The organism is Enterococcus canis NBRC 100695 (genome assembly GCF_001544375.1).
Taxonomy (GTDB): domain Bacteria; phylum Bacillota; class Bacilli; order Lactobacillales; family Enterococcaceae; genus Enterococcus_H; species Enterococcus_H canis.
The window spans coordinates 49,027-69,021 of record NZ_BCQJ01000002.1; the positions used below are offsets into that span (position 1 = coordinate 49,027).

Annotated in this window: 19 protein-coding genes and 1 tRNA gene; 10 read left to right on the forward strand and 10 right to left on the reverse strand. The window is 41.2% G+C overall.

Annotated features, from left to right (window positions below; genetic code table 11):
• Window positions 1-4: 4 nt before the first annotated feature.
• The 7 genes from ECA01S_RS03615 to ECA01S_RS03645 all read right to left on the reverse strand — a co-directional run bounded on the left by ECA01S_RS03615 (window position 5) and on the right by ECA01S_RS03645 (window position 12,656).
• Entirely contained in the window at window positions 5-2,410 is a 2,406-nt protein-coding gene (locus ECA01S_RS03615; protein ID WP_067391261.1) for a glycogen/starch/alpha-glucan phosphorylase, read from the reverse strand.
• Between the two features lie 57 nt (window positions 2,411-2,467).
• Entirely contained in the window at window positions 2,468-3,901 is a 1,434-nt protein-coding gene (gene glgA, locus ECA01S_RS03620; protein WP_067391264.1) for a glycogen synthase GlgA, read from the reverse strand.
• The gene (gene glgD / locus ECA01S_RS03625; RefSeq protein ID WP_067391267.1) at window positions 3,898-5,052 is read right to left on the reverse strand and encodes a glucose-1-phosphate adenylyltransferase subunit GlgD; all 1,155 of its coding nucleotides are present in this window, start codon (window positions 5,050-5,052) and stop codon (window positions 3,898-3,900) included. Before glgD ends, glgA begins: the two co-directional genes overlap by 4 nt.
• Window positions 5,042-6,184: a glucose-1-phosphate adenylyltransferase gene (locus ECA01S_RS03630; RefSeq protein WP_067391270.1), complete on the reverse strand. Its 1,143-nt coding sequence runs from the start codon at window positions 6,182-6,184 to the stop codon at window positions 5,042-5,044. The genes glgD and ECA01S_RS03630 overlap by 11 nt, the downstream gene beginning before the upstream one ends.
• A gap of 13 nt (window positions 6,185-6,197) precedes the next feature.
• The gene (gene glgB / locus ECA01S_RS03635; RefSeq protein ID WP_067391273.1) at window positions 6,198-8,174 is read right to left on the reverse strand and encodes a 1,4-alpha-glucan branching protein GlgB; all 1,977 of its coding nucleotides are present in this window, start codon (window positions 8,172-8,174) and stop codon (window positions 6,198-6,200) included.
• 483 nt (window positions 8,175-8,657) lie between these two features.
• Entirely contained in the window at window positions 8,658-11,294 is a 2,637-nt protein-coding gene (gene alaS, locus ECA01S_RS03640) for an alanine--tRNA ligase (RefSeq protein WP_067391275.1), read from the reverse strand.
• A 276-nt stretch (window positions 11,295-11,570) separates the two neighbouring features.
• Window positions 11,571-12,656 (reverse strand): DUF7278 family profilin-like fold-containing protein, encoded by a 1,086-nt coding sequence (locus ECA01S_RS03645; protein ID WP_067391278.1) that lies wholly within the window; start codon window positions 12,654-12,656, stop codon window positions 11,571-11,573.
• An 84-nt stretch (window positions 12,657-12,740) separates the two neighbouring features.
• On the opposite strand from ECA01S_RS03645, the gene ECA01S_RS14815 reads away from it, so the two are divergent.
• On the forward strand, window positions 12,741-13,040 hold the full coding sequence (locus ECA01S_RS14815; protein ID WP_373277534.1) for a GNAT family N-acetyltransferase: 300 nt from the start codon (window positions 12,741-12,743) through the stop codon (window positions 13,038-13,040).
• Between the two features lie 18 nt (window positions 13,041-13,058).
• The gene (locus ECA01S_RS14820) at window positions 13,059-13,172 is read left to right on the forward strand and encodes a GNAT family N-acetyltransferase (protein WP_373277541.1); all 114 of its coding nucleotides are present in this window, start codon (window positions 13,059-13,061) and stop codon (window positions 13,170-13,172) included.
• A 38-nt stretch (window positions 13,173-13,210) separates the two neighbouring features.
• Here the strand turns inward: ECA01S_RS14820 and ECA01S_RS03655 are convergent, their stop codons facing one another.
• Entirely contained in the window at window positions 13,211-14,554 is a 1,344-nt protein-coding gene (locus tag ECA01S_RS03655; protein WP_067391281.1) for a DEAD/DEAH box helicase, read from the reverse strand.
• Window positions 14,555-14,595: 41 nt separating this feature from the next.
• Window positions 14,596-15,759: a VanZ family protein gene (locus ECA01S_RS03660; RefSeq protein WP_067391284.1), complete on the reverse strand. Its 1,164-nt coding sequence runs from the start codon at window positions 15,757-15,759 to the stop codon at window positions 14,596-14,598.
• A gap of 185 nt (window positions 15,760-15,944) precedes the next feature.
• On the opposite strand from ECA01S_RS03660, the gene ECA01S_RS03665 reads away from it, so the two are divergent.
• From ECA01S_RS03665 to ECA01S_RS14695, 8 genes are all read left to right on the forward strand, one after another.
• Entirely contained in the window at window positions 15,945-16,520 is a 576-nt protein-coding gene (locus tag ECA01S_RS03665; protein ID WP_067391287.1) for a TetR/AcrR family transcriptional regulator, read from the forward strand.
• Window positions 16,521-16,562: 42 nt separating this feature from the next.
• Window positions 16,563-16,650 (forward strand) — tRNA-Ser (locus ECA01S_RS03670).
• A 78-nt stretch (window positions 16,651-16,728) separates the two neighbouring features.
• Window positions 16,729-17,190, forward strand: coding sequence for a hypothetical protein (locus tag ECA01S_RS03675; RefSeq protein WP_067391290.1), 462 nt, complete (start codon window positions 16,729-16,731; stop codon window positions 17,188-17,190).
• 122 nt (window positions 17,191-17,312) lie between these two features.
• The gene (locus ECA01S_RS03680) at window positions 17,313-17,516 is read left to right on the forward strand and encodes a helix-turn-helix transcriptional regulator (protein ID WP_067391293.1); all 204 of its coding nucleotides are present in this window, start codon (window positions 17,313-17,315) and stop codon (window positions 17,514-17,516) included.
• Window positions 17,513-17,839 carry a DUF2178 domain-containing protein gene (locus ECA01S_RS03685; protein ID WP_067391296.1) on the forward strand — a complete coding sequence of 109 codons (327 nt, stop codon included), beginning with the start codon at window positions 17,513-17,515 and terminating at the stop codon, window positions 17,837-17,839. Before ECA01S_RS03680 ends, ECA01S_RS03685 begins: the two co-directional genes overlap by 4 nt.
• A gap of 25 nt (window positions 17,840-17,864) precedes the next feature.
• A complete protein-coding gene (locus ECA01S_RS03690) occupies window positions 17,865-18,128 on the forward strand; it encodes a hypothetical protein (RefSeq protein ID WP_067391299.1) in 264 nt (87 codons plus the stop codon).
• 31 nt (window positions 18,129-18,159) lie between these two features.
• A complete protein-coding gene (locus ECA01S_RS03695; RefSeq protein ID WP_067391302.1) occupies window positions 18,160-18,405 on the forward strand; it encodes a hypothetical protein in 246 nt (81 codons plus the stop codon).
• 206 nt (window positions 18,406-18,611) lie between these two features.
• Window positions 18,612-18,746, forward strand: a complete 135-nt coding sequence (locus ECA01S_RS14695; RefSeq protein ID WP_281176632.1) for a hypothetical protein — start codon at window positions 18,612-18,614, stop codon at window positions 18,744-18,746.
• On the opposite strand, the gene ECA01S_RS03700 is transcribed toward ECA01S_RS14695, so the two are convergent.
• Complete coding sequence (locus ECA01S_RS03700) at window positions 18,740-19,990, reverse strand: hemolysin family protein (RefSeq protein ID WP_067391305.1); 1,251 nt, start codon at window positions 19,988-19,990, stop codon at window positions 18,740-18,742. The genes ECA01S_RS14695 and ECA01S_RS03700 overlap by 7 nt on opposite strands.
• Window positions 19,991-19,995: the final 5 nt, after the last annotated feature.

A 19,995-nucleotide genomic window follows, 5' to 3' on the forward strand; every position in this document is an offset into this window, starting at 1 on the left:
CCTATCACTCCTCCGTTGCCACCGCTTCAATGTGCCAAATATCCTCAGCGTAGCGTTCCACAGTTTGGTCAGCTGAGAAACGACCTGCATTGGCAATATTCATTAAGCACATTTCGCCCCAACGTTCTGTATCTTGATAAGCCGCCGCAATCGTTTCTTGGCCTTTAACATAATCATTAAAGTCTCGCAGTGTGAAATATTCATCATTATATTTTACTAATGAATCAAAAATTTCTTGGCCTTCGCGACTGATGTTTGGAATTGTGCCATCAATAAAGGCATTCAGTACTCGATGGATAGTTGGATCGTTTTCATAAATTTCGCGAGCATTGTAATTATTGTTACGATAATATTGATAGACCTCTTCTGTCGTTAAGCCAAAGATCACGATATTCTCTTCTCCAACCGCATCCTTGATCTCAATATTCGCCCCATCCAAGGTTGCCAAGGTAACCGCACCATTTAGCATCAATTTCATATTACTAGTCCCCGAGGCTTCTTTGGATGCTAAGGAAATTTGTTCACTAACGTCGGCAGCTGGAATAATTTTTTCTGCTAAGGAAACATTGTAGTTTGGCAAGAAAGCAATTTTCAGCTTTCCTTTGATGTCTGGATCGTGATTCACCATAGCAGCTACTTCATTGATACACTTAATGATGGTTTTAGCGTAATCATAACTTGGTGCAGCTTTAGCGCCAAAGATGAAGACACGCGCTTGCTCATGACGATCTGGATTCTCTTTTAAGTCTAGATATAATTTAACGATGTGCAACAGGTTTAATAGTTGACGCTTATAAGCATGGAGACGCTTGATTTGAACATCAAAAATCGCATCACTGCTAACTTCAATGTCATATTCCTGTTTGATAAAGGCTGCTAGATTTTTCTTATTATGCTGTTTTGCTTGCGCAATCTTCTTCAAGACTTTTTTATCTTTGCGATAGGCTTCTAAAAGCTTCAATGCGCCGGGATCTTTACGCCAGGTTTTGCCGATAGTTTCATCTAGTACACCTGACAGTTCTTCATTAGAAAGCTGCAGCCAACGACGTTCCGCAATGCCATTAGTTTTATTATTAAAGCGTTCCGGATAAAGTAAATAGAAATCATGTAGGACAACATTTTTCAACAAATCAGAGTGAATCTTGGCTACCCCATTAGTACTATGTGAGCCGATGATGGCTAAATGTGCCATATGAACATGATCATTTTGAATGATCCGCGTTCGGTTAGCAATATCACAGCCCACCTGCTCAGAGACATCTGCGACAAAGCGTCGGTCGATTTCTTGAATGATTTGATAAATTCGAGGTACGATTTCTTCTACCATTTGCGTTGGCCATTTTTCCAAAGCCTCCGCCATCAATGTGTGGTTAGTATAGCTCATGACTTTTACGGTAATGTTCCACGCTTTTTCCCAACTCAAATGAGCCTCATCAAGAAGAATCCGCATCAATTCAGGGACACACATGGCTGGGTGGGTATCATTGATATGTACCGCTACTTTTTCGGGTAGTTCTTCGATTGCTTGGCCTGAGCGTAAATAATAATTTACGATACTTTGTAATCCAGCAGAAACAAAGAAGTATTCTTGTTTCAGACGCAGCTGTCGACCATCATAGTTAGAATCATCTGGGTAAAGAACTGCCGTGATGTTTTCTACTTCTTGGCGTTCCTCTAAAGTTAGATAGTTTCCTTCCTCCGTCACGGGAATCTCAACCGACCAAAGACGCAGATTGTTGACGACACCATTTTCATAGCCCACCATATGAGTATCATAAGGAATCGCCCGCAAGACTTTGGCATTATAGTAACGAGGAATCAAATTGCCGCTATTGTCAGGAACTAATGCAATCGTTCCGCCCATGCGGACTTCCACTGCTTTGTTTTCCCGGCGGACTTCCCATGGATTGCCGCCTTGTAGCCAGCTATCTGGTAGTTCAACTTGGTAGCCATCCACGAAGCGCTGTTTGAACAAGCCGTAGTCATAACGAATTCCGTTGCCATGCACAGGTAAAGCACAAGAAGCCGCAGAGTCCATAAAACAAGAAGCTAGTCTACCAAGACCACCATTTCCTAGCGCCATATCTGGTTCAGCTTCCATAACATCTTCTAATTCAATAGACATGCTTTTTAGACCATCACGAACGACGTCTAAAATACCTAGATTCAGCAGGTTGCTTTTCAGCATTTTGCCCGGTAAAAATTCAATCGAGAAATAGTAGGCTTGTTTTGTTTCTTCCTCAATATATTGTTTATGGGTTTTTCGTAATGATTTTGAATAATAGGCCTTCACCAGTGAGCCAAGGGCACCATACCACTCGACATTGGAGGCATCTTCTACTTCGATTGCATATTTTTCATGAAGTCGTTTCTTAAAATCTTTTTTAAATTGGGTTACTGTTAAACTCATCCTTCTACTCCTTACAACAAAGGAGTGGTCAATGTTTGGCCACTCCCTCCTCTTTTTTTAAACCAACTGTTGATATAAAGTTAAATATTGTTCGCTAGAAGTGGTCCAGCTAAAATCTTTTTCCATTGCTCGCTGCTGCATTTCCTGCCAGCCAGAGCGGTCGTGCCAATAGAAACGCAGTGCCTTTTCAATTGCGTCCATTAGATAATAGGAATCGAACTGCGCAAAACCAAAACCAGTTCCTTCGTGAGTCAATGGATTGAAAGGAATAACCGTGTCTTTTAAGCCGCCGATCTCATGAACAACTGGCAATGTGCCGTAACGCATCGAAATCATTTGAGACAAACCACATGGTTCAAAGGCAGACGGCATCAAGAATAAATCAGCGCCTGCATAAAATAGTTGCGCTAAACCAACATCAAAGGAAATACTTGCGGAAAATTTATCCGGATACTTCTCGGCAAAATAGCGGAAACTATTTTCAAAATTGGGGTCCCCTGTGCCTAAAAGAACGAGCTGCACATTATGCTGTAATAAATTTTCCATTTCAGCCAAAACTAAGTGGAAGCCCTTTTGATAAGTCAGACGGCTAACGATTGCTAACAGAGGGATATCGGGATTTTCCGGCAAGCCCATTTTCTGCTGTACCGCTCGTTTATTTACGGTTTTACCACTTAAATCAGTCGCGGAGAAATGACCCGGAATCAATGGGTCTGTTTCTGGATCGTTGGTATCATAATCGATGCCATTGACGATGCCGCTTAATTTATACTGCTGTGTTCGTAAAATACCGTCCAAGCCTTTCCCAAATTCTGGCGTTTGAATCTCTGCCGCATAGGATGGGCTGACTGTATTCACTTTGCCAGCGTAAAGAATCCCCGCCTTTAGATAGTTGATGCCATCGCCATAGCGAGCAGCACCGTCATAGTAACGCTCCATGCCCATGCCGAAAAGGTCTGGTAAGACATCTGGTGCGTATTGACCTTGAAACTCAATATTGTGGATGGTGAGCACCGTTTGGATATCTTTGTAAGCATTGATCCAGCGGTATTTTTCTTTCAATAGAAACGGCACCATTGCAGTATGAAAATCATTGACATGGACGATATCGGGAACGAAATCAACCCGCTCCATCATTTCAATAATCGCCATTGAGAACCAAGCAAAGCGTTCACCATCATCATAGTAGCCATATAAATTATCACGGGCACCAAAGTAATAGAGATTATCTAAAAAGTAATAGGTGACGTCATCTAAAACAAGACGTTTTACGCCACAATACTGTTCGCGCCAACCTACCTGAACATTAAAGTTTAAAATATCTTCACATTGCTCTTGGTATTTTTGCGGCATTTGTTTAGGAAAAGGCAACACGACACGAATGTCTTCGCCTTTTTTCCTTAACTCTTTCGGTAATGCGCCAGCGACATCCCCTAGTCCGCCGGTTTTAAAAAATGGCGCGCATTCTGAGGAGGCGAATAAGATTTTCATACGCCGACACCTCGCGTCAGGTCCTCCGTCACCACAGTTCCTTTTTCAATTACCAATGGTTCCTCTGGCGTTCCTTGGATATGCACACCTGCTTGAACCTCGACATTTTTATCTAAGATGGCATATTCCACTTGAGCATCTTCTGCGATACGGGCATTTGGCATCACAATCGCATTGCTTACTTTAGCATTTTTGGCAATATGAGTATTCCGAGAGATCAAGGAACGTTCCACGTGCCCTTCAATAATGCTTCCTGTGGCAAATTGACTGCTCTTCACGTCAGAAGTCGGTGCATAATAGGTTGGCACTTCATTCTTAACTTTTGTGTAGATTTTTTGACTTGTATAAAGTAATGAGTTGAATTTTGCAGAATCCAGCATGTCCATATTGGCCTCATAGTAAGATTTCACATCATGCACATTGCTTAAATAGCCAGTATATTCATAGGTAGAGGCTTTAACCTCATTGATTTTGCTAGTCAATAATTCATGTAAGACAAAAGAATCACCATTTTGGGGAGCTTTTTCCATGGTCTCAATCAGCCAATCTGTCCGAACAATGTAAATATCCATGGAAAGATTCTCTAAATCATTGGTATCGCTCTTTTGATTGTAAGCATGCGCCCCATTGACGCGGCCGCCTTCGCCAATTTCTAAAATCATATCTTCTTGATAGATTTTTTCTTTCGGCATCCGTTTGTAGACGATTGTCATGTCATTTTGTTGTACTTTATGGATTTGGAGTACTGCCCGTAAGTCGATATTGCACAACATTTTGTTGGACATAAAAACAGTATATTCGGATTTTGATTTTTGTAGATAATCGATACAAGCTTCATACGGATTCCCTTGCTTATCTAGCTTGCGTAGGAAATCTTGGTAAAAATACACAAAATAACGATTTTGCAGCGAATCTAAATTCCATTCCTTGCCGCTGCCAATATGGTCAAATACCGATTGTGTTTCACCCTCGTTAAAGACCATAAAGATCGTGCGGATATTCGCATTGACGATATTCGAAAGCGGAAAATCAATCAACCGATATTTACAGTCAAAAGGCAATGTTGCTAAGGGACGGTTTTCCGTCAATGGCAGCAACCCTTCGTAGCGATTTACATTGCCAAGAATGGCACACATTTTATTAGTCCTCATCTACAGTCACTCCAATCACTTCTGAATAACCCACCACAGCGATTTCTTCTTCACCAATCACTGTTGCGTTGTCGCCAACGATCGCATTTTCACCAATAATGGCGCGCTTGATCGTCACATTTTTACCAATAGTTGCGCCCGGCATAATCACACTTTCTTCCACCGTCGCTCCTTCTTTAATCTGTACATTGCTGGAAAGAATTGATTGCTCAATATTTCCGGCAACATAACAACCATCCACTACTAATGAATCCTTAACCGCAGCACTTTCCGTTAAGAAGTGTGGTGGTGTAATTGTATTTTTAGAATAAATGCGCCAAGATTTATCACGAATATCTAACTCCATTTTAGGATCAATGAATTCCATATTCGCTTCCCATAAGCTGTCGATTGTCCCAACATCTTTCCAGTAGCCGCTAAAACGATAAGCAAAGACATTCTCACCCGCTTCTAAATAAGAAGGAATCACATGTTTACCAAAGTCCAACATTTGTCCGTCTTTTGAGTAGCTGTTAAGTAATACAGAGCGCAAGCGTCCCCAGTTGAAGATGTAGATCCCCATAGAAGCCAAGTTGTTTTTTGGTTCCGCTGGTTTTTCTTCAAATTCGATAATGCGATCGCTATCGTCGGTATTCATAATGCCGAAACGCGAAGCTTCCTTCATTGGAACTTCGATAACAGCAACGGTTAGAGAGGCATTGTTTTCTTTGTGCTGTTGCAGCATTTCTTCATAGTCCATTTTGTAAATATGGTCACCAGACAAAATCAAGACATATTGCGGATCCATCTTATCGATATAATCAATGTTTTGGTAAATCGCATGGGCCGTTCCCTGGAACCATTTTTCCCCATCTGAACTAGAATACGGTTGTAAAATCGTTACACCAGAATCAATGCCATCTAAGCCCCAGCTGGCGCCATTGCCAATATGATGGTTTAATTCTAATGGTTGATACTGTGTGACCACACCCACATTGTTGATGCCTGAGTTAACACAGTTGCTTAAAGTAAAGTCGATAATGCGGTAACGTCCCCCAAACGGAACGGCTGGTTTCGCAATATTCTTGGTCAGCTTTCCTAAACGGGTCCCCTGCCCTCCAGCTAAAATCATTGCTAACATTTCTGTACTCATACACATTGGTGAATTACTCACCGCGCCCCCCTTCTGTTGTCTTCGCTTTTGCTTTATTTTTTGTCGCAAGCGACTTTTTCCCACTTTTTGCTCGTAAATTAATATCTTTTGGCTTGATGATCACCGCGCCTAATGCCGGCACAATCGTTTCAAGCTGATAACCAAATTGTTTGTAGGGTATTTCCTTCGTTTGCATGGCTTCATTATGATTCGTCCAAGTGCCACCGAACTCCGCCATTTCTGTGTTCCAGATTTCTTCATACTCACCGGCATAAGGAACCCCCACATGGAAGTGCTGCCGCTCAACGGGTGTCATATTCAAAATGACAATGACAAAATCTTTTTTCGTCTTTCCTTTACGAATATAGCTGAGAACCGTTTCTTCAGTATTATCCGCGTCGATGATTTCAATTGTTTCCTGCACATCTTCCAATTCCCAAAGCGCTTTTTCCTGTTTGTAAAGCGTGTTGAGTTCTTTAGTGAAGTGTTGCATTTTCACATTCATCTCATCTTCTAAATCGACCCATTCCAGACCTTCGTCATATTTCCACTCCAAGAACTGTCCCCATTCGCTTCCCATGAAAAGTAGTTTTTTCCCGGGATGTGTCATCATATACGTATACATATTACGCAACTGGGCAAATTGTTTATAGCGGTCGCCCCACATTTTATGCATCAGGCTCTTCTTCCCATGAACGACCTCATCATGAGAAAACGGCAGAATAAAATGCTCGTTAAACATATACATAAAGGAGAAGGTTAGTAAGTTAAAGTTGAATTTTCGATAAATAGGATCCATCTCATAAAAGCGGAGTGTGTCATTCATCCAGCCCATATTCCATTTGTAATCAAACCCTAACGCACCAGTCTCAATCATTCCTGTTACCTTAATGTCAGAAGAGCTTTCCTCGGCCACCATAATGGCTTGTGGATGCGCCAACTTAATGACAGCATTCATCTTTTGCAGGAAATAAAAACCTTCCAAGTTTGTGTTACCGCCTTCGTGATTTGGTGTCCACGGCCCATCATCATAGTCGCGGTAAATCATATTAGAAACAGCATCTACCCGAATCCCATCAATGTGGTAGTTTTCCAGCCAGAACAATGCACTGGAAATCAAGAAGCTTTGGACTTGAGGCTTGCCCAGATCAAAGTTGACAGCGCCCCAGCGATAATTGGCAGCCCGGTTATGATCGGCATATTCAAACTGTGGTGTACCATCGTAAAGAGGCAGCGTATCTTCATTGGCACAAAAATGACCTGGCACCCAATCGACTAACACACCAATATTATTCAAGTGACAGCTTTCCACAAAATCCATGAAATCTTCCGGCTGACCATAATAAGAACTTAGGGCAAAGTAACCAATCAGCTGATAGCCCCATGAAGCGCCTAATGGATGTTCCATCAAAGGCATAAATTCAATATGGGTATAGCCCATCTCTTTGACATAAGGAATCAATTCTGCGGTCAGTTCCTTAAAGGTATACGGGCGACCATCCGCATGATGTTTCCATGAACTCGCATGAACTTCGTAAATATTCATGGGGCGTTTAAAATAATCGGAACGTTTTTTGCGTCCTTGCCACAGTCCATCTTTCCATTTTTTCTCAGGTATTTCTTTGATTACGGCCGCATCTCCTGGACGCGTTTCAAACTGGATAGCATAAGGATCAATTTTAAAAATCTCACGACCATCTGCTTGCCGCACTTTGTATTTGTAGAAATCCCCTTCCTTTGGTGAAGTTGTAAAGACTTCCCAAACTCCGCTGGTTTCTTCTTTTACCATTGGTAAGCCCTCTGACCAGTCGCTAAAGTCTCCTACCACCGATACAGCTTGGGCATTAGGTGCCCAGACACGGAAGAAATACCCTTCTTGGCCCGCGTGTTCGCCTTTATGAAAACCAAGAAAGTGATGACTATAAAAGTTTTCACCTGATGAAAACTTTTCCATTGCTTCTTTCAAAGCCAGCGTTTGACTTTCTGTCATATAATTTCTCCACTCCTTATAAAAAAACAGCTTCAATCGAGCCGCAAACAACTACCGTCAAAAAACAAAAAAATTGAAAAAATAACCTCTTTTTGCCAGTTGATTTGCTGTGAATTGCTTGTTGCTCGTTTTTCTAATTTAATAATAACACAATTCTCATTTAATACGAGAGAAAAAATGGACTTTTTGAAAAAAATTTTTCCATTTTATATATAACGCATGGTATAAAAGCTGACAACATTAAGATAAATACGCTTTTTTCACAATTATTTACATTTTATCAAGTAGTTTTCTGCAAATAACGAAAATTAGAAGAAAATGAAAACATAATTGTTTTGCTTTTTCATCGGCACTATTTTTTCATAATAAAAAGCCTCGAAACAAAAAACAGGCAATAATCTTCTAATAATTGAAGATTATTGCCTGCTTACTTCCACTTCTATTATGCTTTTTCTGTATTAGAAAAAGAACAACTTGTGAAAATTATTTGGTTAACCATTCATCTACTGCACGAATAGCATCTGGAAGGCCAGCTGGGTTTTTACCACCAGCTTGTGCCATGTCTGGACGGCCACCGCCACCGCCACCCACTAATGGTGCGATTGCTTTGATCAAGTCGCCAGCTTTCAAACCAGCTTCATTGGCTTTTTTGCTCATAGCCGCCAACAAATTAACTTTGCCATCAGCTGCCGTTCCTAAAACGAGAACATCTGACAATTCTTTTTGTTTCCATTGATCGGCTAATTGACGTAGCTGGTTCATGTCTTTCACTTGAACTTGAGCCGCAATATAACGAACACCATTGACTTCCTTCACATCGTCAAAGATAGCGCCGGCTTGTTGATTAGCCAGTTTACCTGCTAATTGTTCATTTTCTTTTTGTAAATCGCGAACTTGTTGTTGCAGTTGTTCTGTCTTGCTTACAACTTCTTTTAGTTGTGGTGATTTAACGATTCCCGCAACTTCTTTCAAGCGGTTTTCTTGTTCCGCTAATAGTTGATAAGCTTCTTTACTAGTGACCGCTTCGATACGGCGCACACCTGCACCAATACCAGATTCGGAAACGATTTTGAAGATACCGATATCCTCTGTATTGCTTACGTGGGTACCACCACACAATTCGATAGACCAGTCGCCAATATTTACAACGCGAACGTCATGACCATATTTTTCACCAAAGAGCGCCATTGCCCCCATATTTTTCGCGGTATCAATATCCGTTTCAATCGTCACAACGGGAATAGCTTCCCAGATTTTTTCGTTTACGATTTGTTCCATTCTCACCAATTCTTCCGCCGTCACTTGACCAAAATGAGTAAAGTCAAAGCGTAGATGTCCTGGTGCAACTAAAGAACCCGCCTGGTTGGCATGATTACCTAGAACTTCTTTCAATGCTTTGTGTAATAAATGAGTCGCTGTATGATTTTTGATGATGCGGTTGCGCATTTTATCATCAATCGCCAAATGGTAAACTTTTCCTTCTTCTAACTGCCCTTGAACAGCCACAGTATGCAAGAATTGACCATTTGGTGCTTTTTTGACATCTTCTACTACTGCCACAATCGTGCCATCTGTTGTAGAAATAGTCCCATGGTCAGCTACTTGTCCACCCATTTCAGCATAGAAAGGTGTTTCTGAGAAGATCAATTGCGCTTGCCCACTGCTGGTTTTGCTTTGCAAAGCCTCATCCTGTACGATGACCAATAATTCACTATCTGCTTCATGTTGGGTATAGCCGACAAACCGACTTTCTACCTTGATACCAGTTAGAAGAGCGGATTGCACGCCCATTGAGGTTTCGGTACTACGTGCTGCTCGTGCCCGTGCCCGTTGCGCTTCCATTTCTTTCTCAAAGCCAGCATGATCGACTTTTAAGCCTTCATCTTCAGCAACTTCTTCCGTCAATTCCACTGGGAACCCGTAAGTATCATAAAGTTTAAAGATATTAGCACCATCTAGCGTGTCTTTACCTGCTGCTTTTAATTCAGCTAAAAGACCATTTAAAATATCCAAGCCTTCATTGATTGTTTCGTGGAAACGTTCTTCTTCCGTCCGAATCACTTTTTCGATAAACTCTTTTTGTTGCAAGACTTCTGGATAGTAGCTCACCATAATCTCGCCAACAACTGGTACTAATTTATATAGAAACGCTTCGTTGATGCCTAATTTTTTACCGTGCATCACGGCACGACGCAATAGACGGCGCAGCACATAGCCGCGGCCTTCATTGCTTGGTAAGGCACCATCACCAATTGCAAAAGATAACGCGCGAATGTGGTCGGCAATCACTTTAAAGGAAACATCACGCTGTGGATCTTCTCCATATTTTTTGCCGCTTAACGCTTCCGTTTGATGGATGATTGGCATAAATAAGTCTGTCTCAAAGTTGGTCGGTGCGTCTTGAATGATCGAAACCATCCGTTCTAGCCCCATGCCCGTATCAATGTTTTTATGGGGCAGTGGTTCATAAGTATTATCTGGTTTATGGTTGAATTCTGAGAACACTAAGTTCCAAATTTCCAAGTAGCGTTCATTTTCGCCACCAGGATAGTTTTCGGGATCATCTTCAGCTAGATTATTATAGGATTCGCCACGATCATAGAAGATTTCGGTATCAGGACCACTAGGACCGGCGCCAATATCCCAGAAATTGTCTTCAATTTCGATAATGTGATCCAACGGCAGACCCACTTCTTCATGCCAGATACGTTTTGCTTCAGTATCTTTAGGATAAACGGTCACATATAATTTTTCTGGTTCAAAGCCCATCCATTTTTCATCAGTCAAGAATTCCCATGCCCAATGAATGGCTTCTGGTTTAAAGTAATCACCGATTGAGAAGTTCCCTAACATTTCGAACATCGTATGGTGGCGTGCTGTTTTACCAACATTCTCAATATCATTTGTTCGAATCGATTTTTGTGCATTAGTAATACGTGGATTTTCTGGCACAACCGAGCCATCAAAGTATTTTTTCAGGGTCGCCACACCAGAGTTGATCCATAGTAATGTTGGGTCATTGACTGGTACAAGTGAAGCGCTTGGTTCTACGGTGTGCCCTTTTGATTTGAAGAAGTCCAGAAACATTTGACGGACTTGAGCACTAGTTAATTTTTTCATCATTTTCCCTCTTTTCTTTTTTTAGACAAAAAAACACCACTGCAGACAAGGACGAAATTACGCGGTACCACCTTGCTTGCAATGATGTGATCATTACCTCTTAAGCTCGTTAACGCGGAGTAGCGTCGAAGTTTGCTTCGAAAGTGAAGGGAGCAATCTAAACGTATCATTCTCTCTTTTTCAGCCAAGAAGAGAGTTTCTGTGAATGAAGCAACGTCAAAATCATGACCTTCCTTGTGAATTATAGGCATTTTCCCCATAATTGTCAAATACAAATCACGGTTCGATGCGAATCGCTTTTCGCACCAAATGCTTGGTAGGATCAAGCGCTGTTTCTGCCAAGCGACTGAAGGATTGATAATAGGTGGATAAGGGTAGCCGTTGCTTAATTAAAGGCGCTTTGGGAGAGGCTGGTCCCATTTTTAAATGAGCCGGATTGTCAGTCACTTCATACCGGGCCAAATCCGTTGCGAAATGCAAGCCAAACATATTCGCTTTACCTGCGAGTTGCTTGCGTTCTGGACTGGCAGAAAAATCTAATTCATTTCCCCAACGGAATAAACGTCGTGTGCCGGCGCCGGCAGCAAATTCCCACTCGTCTTCTGTTAAGAGGTCAAAGCCCTTTTTAGCTAAACGTTTTTGCAGTTCTGCATGCGTTTCTGGTTGATACCCAAAAACGTAATAAGCATCCGTTTCGGGAATCGTCTCAAGATAGGCTGTTTCCAACAAGAGCTGACGTGGATATTCCCAACTAAGACTTTCTGCAGGAGATAAATTGGGAAAAACAGCCTGCTTAATGGTCTCTTCAAGCGGCGCATAAACGTCAACTGCCCCAGTAAAGTTACCTGTAACCGTATCAAAGCGCCCTAAGTACTGGCAACTACCAGGAATCGCATATTGCGCAACTAACATGGGGGGAATATCTACTTGCCGCAGCTGAGTCGTGTAATCATTGATATATTGCGACACACCAGAAATTGTCTGCCAATCGTATTGGTCCTCTTCCTCAGGATAACGTGAGAGAAAACTTTCGCCTAACGCCGATAACTGGAAAAAATCCGCACTATCTTTTGGCAAGTCTAAAACTTCATGAGGACGCAAGCCTTCTGTTCCCAAGTCCCAGCCTAAAATCGTCTGTTGTTGGCCAGGAATCAAAATGTAGCGCTCACCCGCAATCTCCAAACTAAAGGTTCGGCATTTGATACCCGCCAGTTCAAAATCTTGCAGGCGGATATCACTGATTTCCAACAATGGATTGACAAAATACATCAAGACTTGCTGCAAAATCATTTTCTTCTCTTGATCCTGTAATAGTTTCCAGTTGGACCACTCTAACTGTTCGTAAAAATTCACCTTCGTCATCTCTCCCAACACCCGAGGCTCACGCTCGCCTTCCTAGGTAAGAAAATTTATAATCATAGTATAGCATAGGAAGGAGCTGGTGAAGTGCTGCGTTTTAAATTTGATCACGACCCACAAACCCAAGCAGATGCCCACTTTTTGCGGCAGATGATTTTTGTAGAAGAACAAGGAATCCCCTCAGCGTGGGAATTTGACGAACTTGATACACCAGAACGGCTTTTTCTAGTAGGATATCTGGAAAACCAGCCTGTTGCCTGTGCTCGCTTTCTCTTGGAAGAGCCTCAGCAGTTGCATCCAGACCGAGTTTGTGTGGCGCAAACTTTTCGCGGACAGGGAATTGGTCTCAAACTAATGGCCCGCTTAGAGCAAGAGGGGCGAACGTAAAAGTGTACCCAAGCTGTTCTGCATGCCGAAGAAACCGCCACTGGCTTTTACGAAAAAATAGGTTATCACATCGTTGGCGTGCCATTTCTTGAAGATGGCATTCTTTGTGTCCGGATGGAAAAGACTCTTTAAACGTCGAAAGAGCGCACTTCGTGGGAAGTGCGCTCTTTTTAGTTGCTGTTCTTTTTATTTTTACGTTGTGTACGCCCTTCTGCTCGACGTGCCACTTTCCGTTTTTGACGGTTGCTTTCAGAAATTGCCCGGTCAATTTTTTTCTTGTAGCCTGGTTTGATTTTTTTCTTTTTCTTTTTCACAAGACCAATCAAGGTTGGATCCAACTCATCCCGTGATTTTTCACGTTGAGCTCGGCGATTGCGGTCGTAGGAATCAACGATCGCCCCATTTTTGATTTCTTTTGGTTCAAAACAGATACCGATTTTTTCCAGTTGACTAATGGCTTGGTCATCACTTGGTTCATAAAGCGTGATGGCTGTTCCAGCTAGGCCATTACGACCAGTCCGACCCACACGGTGGATGAAAAATTCCAAATCAGTTGGTAATTCATCGTTGATTACGTGCGAAACACCCTCGATATCAATACCCCGAGCAGCTAAGTCAGTAGCCACAACATACTGGAAGTCTAAGTTTTGCACTTGGCGCATCACTCGCTTCCGTTCTCGCGGCGTGATGTCACCATGAATTTTAGCTACCTTCAAGCCCTGCGCTTTCAAATATTCTGTAATTTCATCTACTCGTTGTTTCGTATTGGCAAAAACAATAGCCAAGTAAGGATGTCCGACTGTCAACAGTTGTAGGATCAGCTTGTTTTTATCCTTACCTTTTGTTGAGATCAGCCAGTTATCAATTGTTTCAGAAAGAATCGCTTTAGGTTTGATTTCTTCAATAACAGGATTTTCCATATACTTGCGCAAGAATGGACGCAGTTTTTCTGGAATCGTCGCTGAAAAGACCAACATTTGCAATTTGTCTGGCAAACGTCCAGCAATTTGATCGACTTCCTTTAAAAAGCCCATATCTAACGTCATGTCTGCTTCATCTACAACAAAACTCTTCGCTGTATGAATCTTCAAGACTTGTTCATTGACCATATCTAAAATTCGCCCTGGTGTTCCAATCACTACATGCGGCTGTTGGAAACGCAGCTTGTCCATTTGTCGCTGTTTATCAGTTCCGCCGACGAGATTCATCACCCGCAATTCTGGTTGAAAATCTGCGATTTGTTGCGCATCTTGATAAATTTGCGTTGCTAACTCACGACTTGGTGCGGTAATCACAATTTGCACCTCTTGGTTTGCTACGTTCAATTTATTCATCAAAGGTAGTAAAAACGTATGCGTTTTCCCAGACCCTGTTTGTGACTGTACGACTACACTGCGTCCCTTTTCAATCACGGGAATCAGGCGACTTTGTACTTCAGTTGGTTCTTTAAATCCTTTTGCTGCTAAAGCTTCCATCACGAAAGGCTGGAAGTTGAATTGTTCAAATGTATTCATGGTTCACTCCTTCTAATCATTCAAAGCATTATAGCACAGATTTAGGCTAAATGGTCCTCTTCCACCGGAATTGTACTAACCGTCTGTGTTTTACTAGCGATTTCATAGACTAAACGTGGTCTTTTTTGGAAAAAGGCCACCACAATATTTCCAAAAAACAGCAATAAAAGTCCTGCAGCGCCAAGGAATAAAATCAACGAAACCATCCTAACTAGCTGTGCTGGGTCATTCAGCCCGGATCCTAAAAAGTTGATGAAGCGGAGCAAATTGCCAAACAGCAGATATAAAATGCCGTAGCGAGCAAAGAGCCGACCAAAACTTAATGGGGTGTCATCGCTAGTCGTGATTCGAATCCGGACAACCTTTTTGCCTGGCGTTTGCCCATTTAGGAGCCAAGGAATCAGCATAAAGTAAATAATGACGGAAATACTTGTCAACAGCCAACTTTGCTGATCCAAGAAAGTTTCAATTTTTGGCGTTAAAATTCCTAAACCTAACAGCAGAGCAAATTGTGCAATTTCAATAATCAGCCAATCAATGACAAAGGCCACGAAACGCCGCAGTAAACTGACTCGCGTCCCCTTCTCGTATGACACTTCATCCATTTCCGCTCGTGAGGGAAACAAAAAGGTCAACATTGGCGCTATGATAAAGCCAATCGTCCCTCCCAACGTATTCATAATCAAATCATCCACATCAGCTAAGCGATACGGGCGCGGATAAATAAAATACAAGCCGGAAAGTTGCGTCAATTCAAAAAAGAGCGACAACAAAAAACTGAAGAGAACTGTCTTACCAAAAGAGGCTTTGTAGTAATAACGGAGATAGACACCAAACGGAATAGTCAAAATCACATTAAACAAAGGTTCTAATAAAACACCTTGTTTCAAGGCCGGCAGAAAAGTGCTGGTATCGTGAATATTCAAGACTGTTTCCGCACGGAAGCGATGCCAACTGGCTAAAGGATCTAGATTCAAATACTCCGAGGTGTACTGTGCAACCTCTGCTCGTGGCGGTAGCGGCAGTATCACCAAAAAATAAGCACATAATAGATAAAATATGAATGAGTACAGGACGATTGCCCGCCACATTAAAAAAGTTCCATATTTGCGATATTCACGAATCAATAAAATGCTGGAAATCGCTAGCGCTAGAAACGGAAAAACAATAATGGCTACTTTGATAGGTTCTTTATAAGCTGACACGAAGATTCCTCCTTTCGTTTAGTTTACACGAAAATCAATCGAATTGTTAACAAAAACCTATTACAGCAATCTATCACTACCCACAATACGCAAGTTATTTTTTAGAAATTTGGTTTATTTTTTATTTAAGCGCTTAAAATCAACATGCTACACTTAAAATGTTATCACATAGAAGGAGTTGGACCATGGTTCGAAAAAAAGTATATAAACGAGAGTTCATCTTGAACGCTGCCTTTGAAGTCGTTTCAAAAGAAGGCTTTCAAGCGTTTACCGCACGTAACATCGCGAAACATATGGGAATTTCTACCCAACCAATCTACCTAGAATTTGAGAATATGGTCGATTTAAAATGCCAATTGTTGACGGCAATCCACACAACCTTAGAACAGCAATATTTTTCTAAACGAATCACTGATGACGTCATTATTGACCTAGGCTTGAATTACATCGAATTTGCCTTACAAGAACCACAGCTCTACTACGCGCTTTTCGTTGCTGAAAATCAGCATGGCCGAGAAACCTACGAATTGTCTTACCGCATTTTTAAGGACAAAATCGTTGGCTCCCCTTACCAAGAATTAACCGAAACAAGGTTAGAACGCTTGCACAATGGGGTTTGGATTATTATTGCGGGCTTTGCTGGATTGATGTCTTCTGGCGTGATTCATCCGACTCAAGAACAGCTTATCACGCAGCTGCGAGAAACTATCCATTACCTGCAGGAGCATCCAAATCCACAAAGTCTTTTAGGGAAAGATTAATACTTGACAAATCCTACAAAAAACGGAAAAATAGGTGCAGACGGAAGGTTGGCAGAGTGGTAATGCACCGGACTCGAAATCCGGCGAGCCGCAGTAATGTGGTGCACGGGTTCAAATCCCGTACCTTCCTTTTGCACAGCTCTTAGAAATATTGATTTCTAAGGGCTTTTTTTTTAGAACTCGGGCGACTACTATGGAGGGTAAATCAGTGAAAAAGACAGTCATCTACAATTTTATGTTTCCCTTATGGGCAGTTTATGTTTTCCCGCCTTTTCTTTTAGTTACGATTCCTGTCAATATCGCTATTGATTTTTTGGCTGTATGGTTAGCTCAAAAATTGCTAAAGATAAATCTACCGGAAAATTTCCTATATCATAATCTTTGGAAAATCGTGCTAATTGGCTATCTTTCAGACCTTGTTGGTGTCGCATTTATATCCATCTCCTCCACCCTGCTTAATTTTTTCGGTATTGAGCTTTCTTATGAGACATGGGGTTGGTCCGATCCGTTATACTTTTTGCTCCGAATAATGGCTATATTAATCGCTGCATGGTGCATCTATTACTTGAACCATCGCTTTCTACCTAAAACAGCTTTTACAGTAGTCGATCGAAAAAAGCTCTTACTTTGTTTGGCTCTCTTCACAGCTCCTTACCTCTTTTTGATATGAACAAGCTGAGACTTATCCAACGATAAGTCTCTTTTTTATGATAAGAGTTATTGACATAATGTAACCATGCTGTTACATTATATATGTAACCACGCGATTACATTAAGTTAGGATGTGCAGACATGATTAGAAATCGAATTAAGGTGCTGCGTGCGGAAAGAGACTGGACTCAAGCCGATTTGGCTGAAAAAGTCGGTATCTCACGGCAAGCAGTTATTTCTATCGAAAAATACAAATACACACCATCTCTAGAGCTGGCCTTCAATCTCGCCCAAGCCTTTGGAGTAGATATCAATGAAGTCTTTCAACAGGAGGAAGAAAAATGATGGAACAAGCTATAATTTTAGCCATATTAGTCAGTATTATTGTTTTTATGTTTTTAAATACACGTTACAAAGAAAGAAAATATACAGAATATAAAAACGATGAACGTTGGCAATTAATCAAAGCAAAGTCAGCGGAGACGCTACTTAAGTTTTATGATGTAGTGGTAGTTATTATCTCCGCAGGCTCTGTTTACTTTATTCTCTTTGGCAACTCTACTCAAACCATTACTTTGGAACACGCGTTTAATTATGCCCTTTATTTGGTTATGTTCCGTTACCCAGTTGAATATTTTAGTCTAAGATATTACGATAAAACTTTATAAACACCTCATAAAGGAGATGCTTTACTTGAAAAAAGGCACAACTATTTTTCTAATCATCCCAACCCTTATTACCTTAACAATTGCAGCGATTGCTTATGGTAAACCTAGTGGTGGTATCTATCAGCAGATTCTTTTAGGCGCTATGGCGGTACTGGGGATTGCACTGGTAGGAGCGTGTTTGAAGGAATACTTCTATAATAAAAACACCCTTAAAAAAATAGGCCAATCTATTGGCTTTGTTTTGGCGGTCATCACGCTGATTGTCAGTTTTGTTGCTTTGTACTATTAATCTTTCAAAAAAATCGAAAAGGAGCTGCTTTATGCAAACTGTTACCTTATTTCAAGGTTGGACAGCAAGTTACAGCGATTATGAGTTAGATTTTTTCAAAAACGAAGAACTCCAAAAGATTGTCGTTTTGCCTCACCTGTCTAATGATGTTTTCTCGATTCTAACCTTCCATAATTCCGAGATCGAACTATCTGATATTTACTGGAATTCTAAGATTGCCATCAACTATGATGAAAAACGAATTTCTTTCTCTAAACTAGATCCAGAAGCAGATTAAGCCTCAACTAGAAATTCTTATGCAATAGGACTGTTTAGCTAGATAGTCCTATTTCCATTTACAGAAAAAAAGGACCAGCAAGCTGGTCCCGTGACGTTTCTCTATCCTATTCTTGCATTTTTGTTCGTTGATTGTTAGCGAAAGCGCAGGATAGTTTCTTTGCCTTCCTTTATAGTTGAATTATCAAGAAAATGAAGGTGAAAAGAATGAAACAATCTGATCGATTTTTAGATATCTTACTTGGTGTTTTGATTTTAGGTTTTGCTGGCTTTTTACTGCTATCCTTCGCTGGAAATATCAATCCCACTAAGCCAGAAACCAATACCGTGGTTCTTTACTGAGGCTGAGATTCTGGCTGAATCAGCAACCGGACTTCCTCAATACGATGCTGGTCCATCTCAATAACAGACAGCTCGTAACTGCCAATTTTCAGTTCATCGCCCACTTCAGGGATTTTCCCTAATGAGTTCATGATATAGCCGCCGACGGTCGTAGCACCAAGGCGGTCGGCTAGCATGAGAATATCTTCTAAATCATCGAGATCTTTTTGACCTTTGATGCGATATTCATAATCAGATAGTTTGATTAGCTCTAAGTCTTCCTGATCATACTCATCCCAAATTTCTCCGACTAACTCTTCAATAATATCTTCCATGGTAGCAATTCCTAAAGTACCGCCATGTTCATCTACCACAACCGCTAGATGCAGCTTTTCCCGCTGTAGATTTTTCAACAACTCCGAAATTTTGATAGACTTTGGTACAAAAGCAACGGGTTTCACAATTTCTTCAATTGATTTTTTTCCCGTAATCACATCGTTATGAAAGTCTTTTTGATGGATAATGCCTTCAATCTCATCGATATTCGTTTGATAGAAAGGTAACCTTGAAAAACCTGTTTGAATAAACAAGTCAGTTATCTCTTGGCAGTCCATCTTAGCATTGATCGAAATTACATCTACTCGTGGTGTATAGATTGCGCCTACTTCGGTATCGTTAAATTCTACCACGTTTTTGATTAGAACCTCGTCCTCTTCGTCAATACTACCTTCTTGGGCCGCCTCTTCTACTAATGAAAGTAATTCCTCTTCTGTAATTGTCGATCTTTCAGTTGCTGGCATAAAACGTTGCAGCAGTTTTTTCCAAACCGAAAATAATGCATTAAGTGGTGTAAATAAGGTGTTCAAGACTTTTAATAACCAAGCAAAGCGCATGGCAAAAGCCTCTGGGTCTTCCTTAGCCAGCGTCTTAGGCGTAATTTCCCCAAAGGACAAGACCAATAAAGTCATCACAACCGTGGACAAGGTAACCCCAAGATTACCAAAATGCGCCACAAATAATAACGTTGCAATAGAGGAAGCTGCGATATTCACAATGTTGTTACCAATCAAAATCGTGGACAGTAAATGGTCATAATCCTCCAACAGGTCTAAGGCCGTTTGCGCACTCTGCTTACCAAGTTGCGCATAGCTTTTCAGTCGAATCCGATTGGCAGAAGAAAACGCCGTCTCACTAGACGAGAAAAAAGCTGAAAGTATCAATAACACGATTAAAATCCCTATCAAATAGCTACTCTGGGGATCCATAGTTT